The 16,284-nt window shown below is 39.9% G+C and carries 14 protein-coding genes; 3 read left to right on the forward strand and 11 right to left on the reverse strand.

The window, feature by feature from the left end; all coding sequences use genetic code 11:
* Window positions 1–21: 21 nt before the first annotated feature.
* On the reverse strand, window positions 22–219 hold the full coding sequence (locus tag VB715_RS03415; protein WP_323299800.1) for a DNA-binding protein: 198 nt from the start codon (window positions 217–219) through the stop codon (window positions 22–24).
* Window positions 220–424: 205 nt separating this feature from the next.
* On the opposite strand from VB715_RS03415, the gene VB715_RS03420 reads away from it, so the two are divergent.
* Window positions 425–568: a DUF29 family protein gene (locus VB715_RS03420; protein ID WP_323299801.1), complete on the forward strand. Its 144-nt coding sequence runs from the start codon at window positions 425–427 to the stop codon at window positions 566–568.
* A gap of 109 nt (window positions 569–677) precedes the next feature.
* On the opposite strand, the gene VB715_RS03425 is transcribed toward VB715_RS03420, so the two are convergent.
* Window positions 678–3,479, reverse strand: coding sequence for a cation-transporting P-type ATPase (locus tag VB715_RS03425; protein WP_323299802.1), 2,802 nt, complete (start codon window positions 3,477–3,479; stop codon window positions 678–680).
* Between the two features lie 373 nt (window positions 3,480–3,852).
* On the opposite strand from VB715_RS03425, the gene VB715_RS03430 reads away from it, so the two are divergent.
* Both VB715_RS03430 and VB715_RS03435 read left to right on the forward strand, forming a co-directional pair.
* Window positions 3,853–4,128: a hypothetical protein gene (locus VB715_RS03430; RefSeq protein WP_323299803.1), complete on the forward strand. Its 276-nt coding sequence runs from the start codon at window positions 3,853–3,855 to the stop codon at window positions 4,126–4,128.
* A 330-nt stretch (window positions 4,129–4,458) separates the two neighbouring features.
* Window positions 4,459–6,354 carry a DNA-directed RNA polymerase subunit gamma gene (locus tag VB715_RS03435; RefSeq protein ID WP_323299804.1) on the forward strand — a complete coding sequence of 632 codons (1,896 nt, stop codon included), beginning with the start codon at window positions 4,459–4,461 and terminating at the stop codon, window positions 6,352–6,354.
* A gap of 99 nt (window positions 6,355–6,453) precedes the next feature.
* Here VB715_RS03435 and VB715_RS03440 read toward each other — a convergent pair whose 3' ends face one another.
* The 9 genes from VB715_RS03440 to VB715_RS03480 all read right to left on the reverse strand — a co-directional run bounded on the left by VB715_RS03440 (window position 6,454) and on the right by VB715_RS03480 (window position 16,128).
* On the reverse strand, window positions 6,454–7,437 hold the full coding sequence (locus VB715_RS03440) for an HD domain-containing phosphohydrolase (protein WP_323299805.1): 984 nt from the start codon (window positions 7,435–7,437) through the stop codon (window positions 6,454–6,456).
* 90 nt (window positions 7,438–7,527) lie between these two features.
* Window positions 7,528–8,397: a tRNA (5-methylaminomethyl-2-thiouridine)(34)-methyltransferase MnmD gene (locus tag VB715_RS03445; protein WP_323299806.1), complete on the reverse strand. Its 870-nt coding sequence runs from the start codon at window positions 8,395–8,397 to the stop codon at window positions 7,528–7,530.
* 187 nt (window positions 8,398–8,584) lie between these two features.
* Window positions 8,585–9,112, reverse strand: coding sequence for a hypothetical protein (locus tag VB715_RS03450; protein WP_323299807.1), 528 nt, complete (start codon window positions 9,110–9,112; stop codon window positions 8,585–8,587).
* Window positions 9,113–9,185: 73 nt separating this feature from the next.
* The gene (locus VB715_RS03455) at window positions 9,186–9,695 is read right to left on the reverse strand and encodes a hypothetical protein (RefSeq protein ID WP_323299808.1); all 510 of its coding nucleotides are present in this window, start codon (window positions 9,693–9,695) and stop codon (window positions 9,186–9,188) included.
* A 62-nt stretch (window positions 9,696–9,757) separates the two neighbouring features.
* Window positions 9,758–11,005, reverse strand: a complete 1,248-nt coding sequence (locus VB715_RS03460) for a transposase (protein ID WP_323299809.1) — start codon at window positions 11,003–11,005, stop codon at window positions 9,758–9,760.
* 197 nt (window positions 11,006–11,202) lie between these two features.
* A complete protein-coding gene (locus VB715_RS03465) occupies window positions 11,203–12,327 on the reverse strand; it encodes an alanine--glyoxylate aminotransferase family protein (protein ID WP_323299810.1) in 1,125 nt (374 codons plus the stop codon).
* Between the two features lie 107 nt (window positions 12,328–12,434).
* Window positions 12,435–13,631, reverse strand: coding sequence for a Coenzyme F420 hydrogenase/dehydrogenase, beta subunit C-terminal domain (locus tag VB715_RS03470; protein WP_323299811.1), 1,197 nt, complete (start codon window positions 13,629–13,631; stop codon window positions 12,435–12,437).
* 156 nt (window positions 13,632–13,787) lie between these two features.
* Window positions 13,788–14,972 carry an amino acid ABC transporter permease gene (locus tag VB715_RS03475; RefSeq protein ID WP_323299812.1) on the reverse strand — a complete coding sequence of 395 codons (1,185 nt, stop codon included), beginning with the start codon at window positions 14,970–14,972 and terminating at the stop codon, window positions 13,788–13,790.
* A gap of 142 nt (window positions 14,973–15,114) precedes the next feature.
* Window positions 15,115–16,128, reverse strand: a complete 1,014-nt coding sequence (locus VB715_RS03480) for a type I glyceraldehyde-3-phosphate dehydrogenase (protein ID WP_323299813.1) — start codon at window positions 16,126–16,128, stop codon at window positions 15,115–15,117.
* Between the last annotated feature and the right edge of the window lie 156 nt (window positions 16,129–16,284).

Raw genomic sequence — 16,284 nt, forward strand, 5'->3', positions numbered from 1 at the left:
CTAATAAGGTGAGATAACCTATCATGCTAAACGACGATAGAGTTCAGCATTCTTTTTGAGTACATAGTTTGCTGCCTCAGTACAGTCTTTCTTCGGAGAATTCAACCAATCTTCTATACTCGAACTTAATAAATCTTCAGGGGAGATCTGATTTTCCTGAGCTAATTTTTGTAACCTTTGAAGTTGTTCATCTGGAATATTAGCCTTAATGGAAGCCATTAATTATCTCCTCTCATACGCTTCATATTTGATTTTCAACTCAATACAGTTAATAGAGAATCCATGTTAATTCTTTTTTGGGAATCGTTATAAGATACACTATGCTATCTTAACACATTAGACTAGAGCAAAACTTAGACAAGATGAATTTGATAGTTTTTCTAAAAATATTTTCTAATTAAAAATAGAGAATGCTCTTAATTATATGACAACTCAATTACCAGAAAGCTTAACAGATATCAAATCTTCTCTTTATGAACAGGATTATTGTTTATGGATAGAAACAACTATCAATCATTTACAAAATGGCCAGTTAACTGAAATTGATCTCAGCAATTTAATAGATTGACAAAATACCTGAACTGTGAATCTGTTTGATCTCAAAAGTTTTGAGGGAGGTAATTATTCATTATTAATTGGTGAATTACCCCAATAAATTCAATTTATTTTCAAGCAAATCATGACTGTTTTAATCGATATACAAAGACTTTTCGTAATTCTTCAGCCCCTAATAACAATAAAGGACAAGTCAACAACATTAACCATTGCCAAGGCAATAAAGGCGCAGTGCTAAAAATCTTTTGTAGGGGAGTAATATAAATAATTGAAAGGATTAATAACCATTCTATGGCAATGCCTAACCAAATTAAACGATTACTAAAAAACCCCAATCTAAAAATAGAAACTCGTTCCGAACGACAGGCAAAAACATTACCATCTTGACAGGCAACGATCGCGGCCAATGTTGCCGTTGTCGCTTGAGCATAAAGAGCCATAGTTGCAGCATCGGCCGAATGGGATAAAATAGCGGGGCTGAGGGCTTGTAATTCCCTGAAACCATAACCATGACTCCACCAAACCACAAAAAAGGCTGTCATTCCAATTATTGCCTCAATTACACCCAAAAATCCGTAAGCGCGAGCCAATAAAGCCCCATCTAACAAAGACTTTTTAGGAGAACGGGGGGGTTGATCCATTGTACCTGCTTCTGGCAGTTCTGCCCCTAAAGCCAAGGCAGGAATCATATCTGTTCCTAAATCAATCGCCAGAATTTGTAAAATCACCAAAGCAGGGGGAATTTTGAAGGCAACCATCGCAAAAAATGGCACAATTTCCGCCATATTAGATGACAGTATATAGGTCATAAACTTGCGAATATTTTGATAAACGGCCCGTCCTTGTTCCACCGCACTAACGATTGTGGCAAAATTGTCATCTAACAACACAATATCAGCCGCTTCTCGGGCCACATCAGTGCCACTTAAACCCATCGCAATACCAATATTAGCAGCTCGTAACGCTGGGGCATCATTCACCCCATCTCCCGTCACTGCAACCACATGACCCAAATCTTTATAAGCTTGAACAATGCGTAATTTTTGCTCAGGCATCATGCGAGCAAATAGCAGTCCGTTTCTCAGGTGTAAAATTTGACGTAATTGGGCATCAGAGAGGTGTCCTAACCCTTCTCCTGTGACAATTCTTGCTTTACCTGTAATTAGCCCAATGCGAAGGGCGATCGCTTCTGCTGTGACCCCATAATCTCCTGTTACCATTGTCACCTTAATGCCCGCCTGATGACAACGGGCCAGTGCTTCTGTTACTTCGGGACGCGGGGGGTCAAACATGGCCACTAAGCCCAAAAAGATGAGATTTTGCTCTAATTCCTGAGGATCTTCCGTTAATAGTTCTTCTCCTCCCTTACGGGTAGCGACTCCTAACACCCGATAACCTTGACTGGCCAAATGATCGTTAGCTGTCCGAATTTCCGCTTTTTGGTCTTCATTCATGGGCAATAACTGACCATCTTTTAATAGGTGAGGACAACGCCCAATTACTTCCAGGGGCGAACCTTTAGTAAAGCTTAAATAAGGAAAGTCATTGGGCCAAATTTGGACTAACTGCCAGTCTAAGACAACTGTCATTAAGCGTCGTCGGGAGTCAAAGGGAATTTCTCGCTGTCGGGGGGCCTGTTGGTGTAATTCCTCTAAATTTAAGCCCCCTTTCAGTGCCACTACTAATAAGGCGGCCTCTGTCGGATCACCAATTTCTTGCCAATAACTAGGCCCGGCCGGATGAATTAATCTGGCATTGGAACATAAAGCCGCACCGGCCAATAATAAGTTAACCTGCCAATTAGCGGTTAAATGGGGCGGTATTTTAACCTCTCCCGTGGGGTCATAGCCTACCCCTGTGACGGCTATTTCTTGTCCTGAAGCCCATAATGCGCGAACAGTCATCTCATTTTTGGTCAGGGTTCCGGTTTTATCGGTACAGATAACGGTTGTCGCACTTAAAGTCTCAACAGCAGAGAGACGACGCACCAGGGCATTAGCTTTAGCCATGCGTTTTACCCCAATGGCCAGGGCTAGGGTGACAGTGGGTAACAGTCCTTCCGGGACAAAGGCGACGATAATACCAATGGCAAAAATAAAGCTTTCTTTGGTTTCCATGCCCACTAACCAATGAGTCAGCAAAAAAACCAAAGTTCCCATACTCAGGGCTAAGGCGGTGATCAGCCGAACAATGCGAGTAATTTGAACTTCTAGGGTGCTTGTTTCTCGTTTCACCTGGGTGGTAAGGTGGGCCACATGACCAAATTCTGTGCGTGAGGCAGTGGCATAAACGACGGCTATACCCCTCCCCGCAGCTACGGTAGAACCTGTTAAGACTAAGTTGGGAACATCGGACGGCCGGAGGTTTTCTGTTAAGATAGGCTCGGTATATCTGGCAATGGGTAAAGATTCTCCGGTTAAGATGGAAACATCGAGATAAAGACTTTGAGCCGAGACTAAACGAGCATCAGCCGAAATGCGATCGCCTTCTTCGAGTTGTATCACGTCCCCTGTAACTAATTCCCTGGCATTGATGACTTGCAGGGTTTCGTCTCGGTAAACTTTGACTTGGGAGGGTAAGACCTTTTTTAAGGCGGTTAAAGCCCGTTCTGCTTGATATTCTTGTACAAAACTAAAGATAGCGTTGATCCAAATAACAGCCCAAATAGCCCAACCTAATTGGGGAGTCTGGGAAATAAAGGCTAAAATACCCGCTACCCACAGCAGTAGGGCCATAAAATGGATTAATTGATCAATAAAACGCAATAATAAGGGACGATGGGGAGGTTCGGGCAGTTCATTGAAGCCTTGCTCTTTTAATCGAGTTACGGCTTCCATTTCTGATAGTCCTTGGCCAGAAGTTTTAAGGCTGGTGTAAACTTCTTGAGGAGTCAATGACCAGATGGGACGATGGATAATGGTCATGGCTAAATCAGTTTTGGAGGTTACTTAATTTTAGGTTTACAGATAAGTAGTCGGACAAAATTAAAGTTAACTGTGAGGTTAGGCAACGGAAAACAGGGAACAGAAAAGGCTTTAAGTCTTATTAATATTTGTTAAAACAACATTGTCTATTTATGTCCAACTAATTACCTTAGATTTACTTGATAGTTAAATAAGCTAATTTTTCAAGTTTTTTATAATCATAAACCAAGAATTTTATTGATGCTATTAAAATAGGTTCGTCGCTGTAAAAGTTCCCTATTATTAACACTTTTAAAAAGTTTAAGTTGTTTTTAGATTAATTTAGGATTAACATGAGGTTAAAAGTGGGTAAACTACAATAGAAATATACTTGATGGCAAACAGTACAATGGAAGATCAAAAACGAGTCAGCGAGCAAAATTTTCTTTATCCCCTCTATCCCTATCATGGAGTCTTAACCGATAAAACCTTGCTGTTTAATGCAAATTTACAGGAATTTTCGCAAAAAATCGGTTTCATTTCCAGTCTTCATACAGGAGGCAAGATTTCGTCGGAAGAAGCCTATACCCGGATTGAGTGCCTCTGGCAAGAACTAGAATCGACTAACAGGATTATTCTGAGTCAAGAAGGGTTTTACCCTAATACCTGACCCATCCTCAAGCAATTGCTTCGACTGTTCTCCCTTCGTCCATTATATTCCCTAGCCCAATCAAGCAATCAGCCTTGTTGGCCGGCCAACTCAGGCTAAAAAATTGTATAATTAAAATTTGACCTATAATTAACTTTCAGTGTCGAACCTGGAAAGCCAGCTTATGGGAGTAATGATGATCCACCCCAAAGATATCTTTAAGATGAACATTGTTGATTAAGTCTGTCTTGAGGTCAATTCTTCAACCCTTTACCCATTGATAGAATTGTTACCCATGCTAACCATTCTATCCTATCCTAACAGTCTTCCACTTTTTTAGAACCATCAAACATGAAACCAGCAGCAGATACAAGATTTGACTATGTCAAAATTGGGTTAGCCTCCCCAGAAAGGATTCGTCAATGGGGAGAAAGAAGTCTTCCCAATGGGGTGGTGGTGGGAGAAGTCACCAAACCCGAAACCATCAACTACCGAACCCTCAAACCAGAGATGGACGGATTGTTCTGTGAACGCATCTTTGGCCCTTCTAAAGACTGGGAATGTTGGTGTGGAAAATACAAACGAGTGCGTCATCGGGGCATTGTTTGTGAACGTTGTGGCGTAGAAGTCACAGAATGTCGGGTGCGTCGTCATCGCATGGGCTTTATTAAATTAGCGGCCCCTGTTACTCATGTCTGGTATCTGAAGGGGATTCCCAGTTACCTGAGTATTTTACTAGATATGGCCTTAAGAGACGTAGAACAAATCGTCTATTTTAATGCCTATGTGGTACTCGATCCCGGAAATGCCAGTAACCTACAATATAAGCAACTCTTAACTGAAGATCAGTGGATTGAAATTGAAGATCAAATCTATGCTGAAGATTCGGAATTATACGGCATAGAAGTGGGAATTGGCGCAGAAGCAATTCAAAGGTTACTGCAAGAAATTCCCCTCGAAGAAGTAGCCGAAAAACTGCGAGAAGAAATTAACGAAAGTAAGGGACAAAAACGGGCTAAATTAATTAAACGCCTACGGGTAATTGATAACTTTATTGCTACGGGTTCCCAAGCAGAATGGATGGTTTTAGAGGTAATTCCTGTCATTCCGCCAGACTTACGCCCTATGGTACAGTTGGATGGGGGTCGTTTTGCTACTTCTGACCTCAATGACTTATATCGACGGGTAATTAACCGGAATAATCGTCTGGCCCGCTTACAAGAAATTCTCGCCCCAGAAATCATTGTCCGTAACGAAAAACGGATGTTACAAGAAGCTGTCGATGCTTTAATTGATAATGGACGACGGGGACGGACGGTAGTTGGGGCTAATAATCGTCCCTTAAAATCCCTCTCGGATATTATTGAAGGAAAACAAGGGCGTTTCCGTCAAAACCTCCTCGGAAAACGGGTAGACTATTCCGGTCGTTCTGTTATTGTGGTCGGGCCAAAACTAAAGATTTATCAATGTGGTTTACCCCGTGAAATGGCCATCGAATTATTCCAACCTTTTGTGATTCACCGTTTAATTCGCTTGGGGTTAGTGAATAATATCAAGGCAGCCAAAAAATTAATTGTCAAAGGTGATCCCAGTGTTTGGAATGTGCTAGAAGAGGTAATTACAGGACACCCTGTCATGCTAAACCGCGCCCCCACCTTACACCGTTTAGGAATTCAAGCCTTTGAGCCGATTTTAGTCGAAGGTCGTGCCATTCAGCTACATCCCTTGGTCTGTCCGGCGTTTAACGCTGACTTTGACGGGGATCAAATGGCGGTTCACGTTCCTTTGTCCTTAGAGTCCCAAGCTGAGGCCAGACTATTGATGTTAGCTTGTCATAATATCTTGTCTCCGGCGACGGGTAAACCCATTGTGGCTCCATCTCAGGATATGGTATTAGGCTGTTATTACCTAACCGCAGAAAATCCCAAGGCCCAAAAAGGCAGTGGTCGCTATTTTAGTAATATTGATGATGCGATCAGAGCTTATGAGCAGGGTAATGTAGATTTACACGCATTTGTTTGGTTGCGTTGTGACAATCCCAATGAGGAAATTGTTACGGACAAACCAGATAAGGAAGTCTTGAAAACAGAAACCTTTGAAGATGGTGATAATGTTATTGTCGTTAAACATTATCGAGAACGTAGAGTCAGAGAACTCAATGGAGAGGCGATTTCTCAATTTGTTCGTACCACTCCAGGACGAATTATCTACAACAAGACCATTCAAGAAGCCTTAGTTTTTCTTTAAAATAGGATCAGGGGACGGGGACTTTTAACGAAGTCAGAAGTCAGAAGTCAGAAGTTGTTTTTGGAACCGAGATTTATACTCCGCTCCAAAAACTTTCCCTTAGTCCCCTTTCATTTGTGTTTCATGGATAAACTTCACAAACTTTTGTACTAACTCCTCATTACGCCATCCTTTCTCGGCTTCTTCAGTCATAATTTTTAGGGCTTCTTGGGGGCTAAATGCCTGTTTATAAGGTCGTTGACTGGTTAAGGCCTCATAAATATCTAAAATCTGAAATACTTGGGCTAATTTGGGGATCGTTTCCCCCACCAAACCATCAGGATAACCGCTACCATCCCACCGTTCATGATGATGACGAATAATTTGGGCAATACCTCGACGGTTTTGCATGGGACGACAAATTTCTTCCCCAATTAAAACGTGTTGTTTAATTAATTCTCGCTCCTCTTCATTTAATTTTCCCTGTTTCATCATCACTGCATCAGGAATCGCAACGGTGCCAATATCATGAAGATGGGAAGCTAAAATGAGGTCATTAATTTCTACCGGGGTAAGGGTGAGATATTCTCCAAATTCCTGTGCTAATTGATCGAATCTAATACAAGATGATTCGTCTACGGCGTAACGTTTATCAATGGCTTTAGAAATTAAAAATAAAACCTGTTGTATCTGTTCTAGCCATTCATAAAGCCGCTTTCGTTGAATCAATAGTTCAATTTCAGGCAAAATGAGCATCCGTTCTAAGGGTTTACTCATGAACCCATCTGCTCCGACTTCCTGACTTTTGAGGCGAGATTGATTATCATCAGACACACTCATTAAAATGATGGGAATAGAACGGGTACGCTTATCTTGTTTTAACTGTTGACAGACCTCAAAGCCATTATAGTTAGGCATTTTGATATCCATTAAAATTAGGTCAGGAGAACTGGCCAAAACCTCTGTCAAAACGTCTGAGATTCCCTCATGGTCTAAAACATTATACCCTTCAGTTGTGAGGAGATCTACCGCCATGACACGGCTAAAAGGGTGATCGTCAACGACAAGAATTCTAGCGGGTTCGGAACTTCCAAAAATATCCACTGACTTTAGGATTAGGTAAAAATAATCTAAATTAGAGAATTAGATAGCTTCCCTCATTTTAACTTATATCTGGATTTTATTTATGGCTTTTCAAGTTTGATTGATCCATCGTTTTTTCCAATGACTACTAGGTTCTAAATTACTATTTTCTTGTTCTGTCTGTCTTCGCTGATGAATTATTGCTGCTGAATCTTCTAAATTAGGATCTCGATAAGCAATAGCTGCGCGAGTGTTTAAGTGTTCTATTTCTTGTGGAGATAAAGGGGGTAAATTTTCCCCTGTCCAGTTAGCAACAGTTCCAGGCGATCGCCTGCCGACACTTCTGGTTGCCCCAATTTTTAATCCTGCCAATTGTAAGGCATTTCGCACAGAAGCTGCACAGGAATAGGTTGCTAAATAGCCATCTTTGTCTAAGCATTGAGCAATTAATTCCATAAATTCTACTGTCCACAGTTGGGGACATTTTGGAGGAGAAAAGGGGTCTAAAAAAATAGCATCTATTGCATTTATTGCAGATTCGGTTCTTAGGGTTTGTCTGGCATCTCCTAATAAAAGTTTAGCATTTAGAATATTGTTGTTAATTTCCTGAGTTTGGGCTAAAATCTTTAAAAATTCAACAACAGGAGATGACCAACTGTTTAGTAATTGATGGGAAATGGCTTGTAAGGGAACAGTTTGATCCTTTTCTAAGGCAATTAATTCTATCTGACAATGGGGATTAACTGACCAAATTGTTTCTAAGGCTGCCGCGCTATTATACCCTAATCCGTAGCAAATATCTAGGATTTTTAAGGTGTTTTTACTTGAGGCTTTTTCTTTTAATTGACAGGGTTCACTAAATTTATATTGTGCTTCTTGTTTGGCCCCTGAATGGGAGTGAAATAATTCGTTAAATTCTTCTGAAAAAAAGGTATAAGAACCATCATCAGTCCGTTTAGGAGTTAAGATATTATCAAACATTATTATAAAAATGACTTTGACAAAAAATATTATTTATAATTATGTATAAAGGCCAACGATAAAGTCAACTAAATTTAGGGCTTTAGTGCTAAAGGGTGTTTTATGTTAAATATATTTGATTTTATGAGAAATGAGGCAGACGTTGCTAATTTTCTAAGATAAGATCCGCAGGACTGCCCCACTTCCTTTAATTAGAGAGAAATCGCTTGGCCAAAGATAGAGCGTCGGCGATATCGACATCTTTGTCTCCATCTGTATCAAGAAAACTCTGGAGAACAGAATTATTTACCTGCCCTGGATTCCTAACTTTGGTTGCGCCTGTTTGCAACAATTGTAGGACGACAGGAATTAGCGTCGGCAGCATCGATTCAATCACGTCTCTGTTGATTCCGGTAGAAGTTGCGGCTTCTTCTGCCATCTGTTGTTGTTTTTGAGGAGTCATGACAGCGTTCACTGCGTCGGCATTGGGTGAGATTCCGCTATACTTTTCGATAACCGTTTCTGCTTCTTCAATTCCTTGGGTTTGCTGTTTTTCTTTTAAAGCAGACCTCACATATTTTCCCACAATCGAAGTAATAACTTGACGCTTTTGATTATCCACATCTCCAATCTGAGATAACTGTTCTACCATGTCGATAATTTGTGATAGTTGCGTTGGATTCGCTTGTTTGGTTGGCTCATTAATGGCACTAAGAACTTGCTCAAATAAACTCATGTTTTTTCCCTATAAATTGACTAGGATGGTTCCGTTAGTTAAGTTTTAACAGAGGCTAGAAGAGCCAGAAAAATTAGGCTAGGACAAAATCTACATGATCAGTTCCCTGAGTCTCTCCTTTACCCGATTCTAGTTTTTGTTCATTAATTTCTACTGCAAAGGGAGTAGCGGAGAGTTGCAAATTGTAGTCAGTTTTTTCAGGAGTGTAACCGACACTAGCAATCATATCTCGTCCTTCGTCGGTATATTGAAATACGAGCATTTGGTTTTTTTCTTGCTTATTATCCCTGGCCCAAATTACCATATAACTTTCTCCTTGATACTCAAAAATTTTGGGAGGACGATTGGGAATATAACGACCTGCGTCACCAAAACTGGTATCAAGGAAGTCTTGAACCGAATCAGCTTTAACCACAACATAAGCCACTTCTTGTTCGGGAGCAGAAATCTCTTGATCGCCTTGAGATTCATCAATTACCTTTTCTTCTCCTCGATTACGAAAATAATCGACTGCCGCTTTGGTGCCGACTGCTCCCAATGCGGTAAGACCTGCTCCTGCTAAGATTTTATGAATTTGTTTCATCTGATCACCTTTATTTTGTATGAAATTGTTTTTCTGACTCAATATTGAGCTTAACTTAACTTCTAAGTCTGTTGACGTTCGCCCCTGCTATCACGGCGAGGGGATTCTTCATTCAACGAGTCTCCGTTAGCCAGCAGGATTTCTCCAACTAGCCAAGAGGGAATCTCTCCTGAAGCGTGAGTTTGGCTGCGCCCCAACCTACTTAATCCCTTTTGCAAGATGTTTAAAGCCGCATTTCTATCACGACAATCTGTATATTCACAATGGGGACAAACATGAGTTCGAGTTGATAGAGACTTCTGCACTTTTTTTCCACAATTAGAACAATTTTGAGAGGTATTATGTGGCGACACAGCAATCGTTATTTTGCTATATTTATCCCCAAAATACTCTAACCATTGCCTAAAAGTAGACCATCCTGCATCTGTTATTGACTTAGCTAAACGACGATTTTTAACCATACCTTTAATATTTAAGTCTTCATAGGCTACTAAGTCGTTAGACTTGATTAAGCGGAGTGCCACACTCTTGACAAACTCTGTTCGCTGCCTACTTACTCTTAAATGTTTACGGGCATAACGTTGTCTGGCTTTGTGATAATTACGGGATTGTTTAATTCCTTTACGATACTTTTTAGACTTTTTGCGGTTAAGTCGATTTAGTCGTTTTTCTGATTTTCTATAATACTGAGGACAATTAACTTTATTGCCTTGACTATCTACCAAGAAAAACTTTAAACCAACATCAATACCAGTGGTTTGTTGAGAAGGACTTAAATGGTTAACGGTATCTCTAGGGTCTAGTTTAATGCAAAATTGAACATAATATCCATCTGCACGTTTAACTATCCTAACCCGTTTAATCTGTTCAGGTTGATAATAGTTAATATCCCTAGAACCTATCAATTTCAACCCACCAATACTCTTTTTATCTGTAAAAGTAATATGGCGTTTATCCTCTGATAGTTTCCATCCAGAGACTTTATACTCAACCGAACGAGAATGTTTTTTAAACTTAGGATACCCTTTTTTACCTTTAACGTTATTCTTGCAGTTATCGAAGAAACGAGTGATTGCTCTTAACGTTCTCTCAACCGCAGTTTGGCAAGCATGAGAGTTTAAATCATTGACAAACTTAAACTCTTTTCTAAGTCTAGTGTTGTATCTGAATAACTCAGTCTTGCCTACACCACGATTGTCTATCCAAAAACGAAGGACTTTATTACGGACAAATTGAGTTGTCCGAATCGCCTCATTAATGGATTCTATTTGATGTGGCTTTGGCTTGACTTTATATTCGAGTACGAACATTTTGACACTATTTTACCTTGTATCAAAATAATAACACAAAATTAATTAAATTGACAACATCTCCATAAAAAACCGTCCGACCCTATCGCGCTTAGGACGGGGCTTGTACCCAAATTTTCGGTCAAAGATAATGCTTAGAAGATAATACTTTTAATCATACTAACCTACCGATAGCTAATTGATTGTCAAAAATGTACCTACAAAACTTTTTTCAAAGCTTCTAAGAGTAATAAGACATTTTCAGGACGAGAATTATAACCCATTAAACCGACGCGCCAAACTTGACCTGCTAATTCCCCTAAACCGCCACCAATTTCGATATTATACTCATTTAAAAGTCTTTTAGAAACTGTTTTTCCATCGACACCATCAGGGATACGAACTGTTGTTAAAGTCGGCAAACGGAACTCTTGTTCTACATGACAAACTAACCCTAAAGCTGCTAAACCTTCCCATAATAATTCAGCATTTTTTTGATGTCGTTGCCAACAATTTTCTAACCCTTCTTCTACAATCAAGGCTAACGCTTCTCTTAACCCATAATTCATATTACAGGGGGCCGTATGATGATATTTTCTCGGTTCTCCCCAATACTGACTTAAAAGGTTCATATCTAAATACCAATTAGACACAGGATTTTTGCGATTTTGCAACTTATCCCAAGCGCGAGGACTCATCGTAAAAGGTGACAGTCCTGGGGGACATCCTAACCCTTTCTGACTACAACTATAAGCTAAATCAACACCCCATTGATCGCCATGAAAGGGAACTCCCCCCAAACTGGTAACAGCATCAACTAATAATAAACAATTGTATTCTCGACATAACTCTCCCACCCCTTCTAAGGGTTGTCTGACCCCGGTAGAAGTTTCCGCATTAACTAAGGCTAAAATAGCAGGTTTATGGGTTTCTAAAGCCTGTTTTAATTCCGTTAAACTAAAATTTTGACCCCAAGGTTTACTAATTTTCCTGACATCTGCCCCGTAACGGGTAGCCATATCTACCAAACGATGGCCAAAATAGCCCATAACCCCCACTAAAACCACGTCTCCAGGTTCGACTACATTAGCTAAACTCGCCTCCATTCCTGCGCTTCCTGTCCCACTCACAGAAATAGTTAGGGGGTTATTAGTTTGCCAGACATACCTTAATAAAGTTTGGATCTCATCCATCATTTCTAAATAGAAAGGATCGAGATGACCAATAGCAGGCAAACTCATGGCTGACAAAATACGAGGGTTCGCATTTGATGGCCCAGGGCCTAATAATAACCGAGGGGGAATATTGAGGGGTTGGGGTTGGGTAGGAGTGGGTACAATCATGATTAAATTTTGAGCCTTGTTAGACTATTTTATCTTAATTATTGATAATTAGGCTGTGTAGACAGCCTTTGCTTTCATAGTATCAGGTTTTAACCTGGATACAATTATTAGTTCTCAGGTAATTGGTACTGAGAGACAATGTTTTTAGCATAATCAGGAACATGGGATTCTAAGATTTCTGGATGATTGCGTTTCACATATAAATAATTACGGGTAAAATGGGAATCAATGGAAAAACGGGCATATTCTAACCCTTTTGGCCCTATTTTTTCAATGACGACTCCCATTAATTTTGCTGCCCACATCGGCAATGTTACCCCTTGATCGTAAGCAGGAATACTTTGTTGTACGGCTTGTTTTCGATCCCCTTTTGAGATGACAGGTTTGGTGTTAAGTTGCTCTTGAACTAAGGCTAACATTTCCCGTCCGGTGTCATTACGAACCATGATCCATTGCCAGCCAAATTCTGCCCCCATATAACCGACGACTAAATCAGCCAAAGAGTTAACATAGTCAAAACAACTCATACAAGAAGGGGCAAAAACATCTTTGAGTTTATTGGTTTTTAGTCCAAAGAAAGGGACTTTTTCAATCGAACCATCTTTATGTTTAAAATGCACTCGAAAATCTTGCATAAATTCATAATGTACCACCGTATCAGGGGATTTACTTGTGGTTTCTAAGAACAGTTGTAAACCTTCACGGGTAACATTATCCACACAGGGAGTTCCTAATACATAAAGCTTCTCTAATCCTAATTCTTTTTCCACTGCCCGTAAGGCTTGAATTTGACAACCCACTCCAATTACTAATAAGCGTTTCATCCCTGATTGTTCTATCTGTTCTAAAATAGATAAATTAGGGGATAAGGTAGGTTTATTAACCTTTGCGGCTAAAACTTCTTCAGGGGTTCTCGCAATCACAGGCATGGGTTGAAAACGATCTTCTTTCGTATTCTGCACACAAACCACCCCTTCAACCATTCCCTTTGTTAGCATTTCACAGGCAATGGTACTCACAATTCCTGTCCATTGTGCGCCTTCAATGGGTTGTTTTTTTTGTGCTGCCATCATCTCTTGATGGACACCAAAATACCAATCATTTTCGTCTTCTAAATTGCGACTTTTTCCGTGAGCAATGGTTTCAAGTTCGGCAATTTGTTGGTTAAGAAAGGCACAAGCTTCCTTGACATAATGCACATAATATGTATCGCATAACCCACACTCGCTACAGAGTTCTTTTGCAGGGCGACGACTACCAGGTTTGAGGGCTTTGGCTTTGGTGTGGGGGGCAAGAGATGTCATAGGGTAAAGTTGATTTGTTAAACAAGAACCTTCACAACAGTTTAGGTTATTACGACGATCATTGCTTAAAATGTTAAAGAAATGTAACGCAATTAATTAAACCCTGTTATCTAATCAAAAAATTGCTAAAAAACTAATGGTTGTTGGGAAATAAGTTTATTTTTCTAATCTGCGACTGATCCAAGATAACGAATAACAAAAACACCAATAAATCATAGCAACAAATAAGTAAACTTCTCCATCACTGCCAATAAATTTCGGATTAGCTAAAATAGAACGAGACATTCCTAATAAGTCAGATAATCCCACAATTGCCAATAAAGAAGTATCTTTAAATAAACTAATAAATTGACCAAAAATGGTAGGTATAACGGTTTTCAATGCTTGGGGTAAAACCACTAAAACAAGAACAAAAAATGGGTTTATACCTAATGCTTTGGCGGCTTCTTTTTGTCCTTTAGGAATAGATTGTAAGCCCCCTCTGACATTTTCTGCTAAATAAGCCGCACTAAACAAAGTAAATCCAGAAATTGCCCGAACAACCCGATCAAGACGCAGTCCTTCTGGTAAAATTAAAGGTAACATAACTTGAGCCATAAAGAGAATACCAAGCAGAGGTAAACCTCGTATTATTTCAATATAGGCGATAGATAACCAACGAATCACAGGTAAAGAGCTTTGTCTTCCTAATGCTAATATAACCCCCAAAGGAAAGGATAAAACAATACTAACAACTGCTGTTAAAACCGTAAGAATTAGACCACTTAAATCATCTAATCTCACGGGTTTTAAAAATAATCCTCCTTCTAATAACCAGAGTAAAACAAAAAAAGTTGATAACCATAATAGGGGTAGCCAAGTGCCTAAACTGGGAAATTTTTGTCTTAATTTTTGTCCTAAGAATGCCATTAAAGCTAACAAAATTAGCATTCCCAGTAATTTCAAACTCGATAAAATACTAATAGGAATTGCTAATAACGCGAAAAGAATGGCAATAAGTCCTAAACCTGTTAAATTGATCGGGTTAAATAAAGGTTGACTGCGGGTTAAAATACCCCAAGAAAAACCACCTAACCCCATAATAATTGCCAAAGTTGTCCAAGTTCGCCATAATAAAGCTAGGGGATATTGACCGACTAAAAATAAGCGTAAATTTAAGCTAATGACATTCCATTGTGCTTGGGTAAAAATCCAAATAATTAAATTAGAACTAATCCTATATAAAAAGAAAAGACTAATCAGAGTTAGAAGACTGTTATACCAGGTACTAAACAGATTTTTTCTAATCCAACTTAGGGGACTAACTCGGTAAATAGGAGGGGGAGAAATGAGGTTAGACATTGTTTTTAAGTAAGTTAACAAAATAAGGGCAACCGCAGGGGCTACGGCTTTCTGATTTAATAAAAAAAGGAAGGCTAATATTAGCCTTCCCCTAAATATCATTGCCTTCTAAGCAACAATGAGCCGTCTGAAAATAAAGGGATTATTTCCAATTTTTAGCAACGACTTCAGCTAAGTCAACAACCCGTTGAGAGTAACCCCATTCGTTGTCATACCAAGCAATCACTTTAACCATATCGCCACCCATTACCATCGTCAGACTAGCATCAACGATGGCAGAACAATCCGTTCCCCGATAGTCAGAGGAAACTAAAGGTAAATCATTGTACTCAATAATTCCTTTCATAGAGCCTTCAGCCGCTTCTTTTAACACATCATTGACTTGTTCAGCAATGGTGTTTTTCTCAACTTGGGCCACTAAGTCAACCACAGAAACGTTAGGGGTGGGAACCCGCATAGCGATCCCATTTAATTTTCCTGCCATCTCAGGAATAACCAAAGCAACCGCTTTCGCTGCTCCAGTAGAAGTGGGAACAATATTAACAGCAGCTGCCCGCGCCCGACGGAGATCGCGGTGACTTGCGTCTAAAATCCGTTGATCCCCAGTGTAACTGTGGGTGGTGGTCATGGTGCCTTTGATGATACCAAAGTTGTCATTCAACACTTTCACCACAGGAGCGAGACAGTTGGTGGTACAACTGGCGTTACTGATAATATTGTGCTGATCGTGATCGTAATCTTGGTGGTTGACACCCACTACAAAAGTCCCCACATTACCGCCCTTACCAGGGGCTGTGATTAGGACTTTTTTGGCTCCAGCAACGATGTGTTTAGAAGCACCCTCTTCTGAGACAAAAACCCCAGTAGATTCAATAATCAAATCAACACCCCACTCCGCCCAAGGCAAATTTAAGGGGTTACGATCCGAAACACACTTAATGGTTTTGCCATTGACGATGAGTGAATTATCATCAGCGTCGATGTCAGCATTTAATTTGCCGAGCATGGAGTCATATTTGAGCAGGTGAGCGTTGGTTCTGGGATCAGAAGTATCATTGATCCCTACTAGCTCTAATTGGCTATTTTCCCGCCCTAACCAGCACCGTAAGAAGTTACGTCCAATCCGTCCAAACCCGTTGATCGCTACTCTAATCACTGCGTCTTACCCTCGATGTCCTACTTCAATAGATTAAAACATTATTAATGACCCCAATGATACCCTAAAGGTTAAGCAATTCGATCTCCAACTAAGATTTTTTTTTGTCTTCGGAGAATTTTTGACAGACCCACTCTCCTTTCTCAGAATCAGGAT

The organism is Crocosphaera sp. UHCC 0190 (assembly GCF_034932065.1).
Classification (GTDB): domain Bacteria; phylum Cyanobacteriota; class Cyanobacteriia; order Cyanobacteriales; family Microcystaceae; genus UHCC-0190.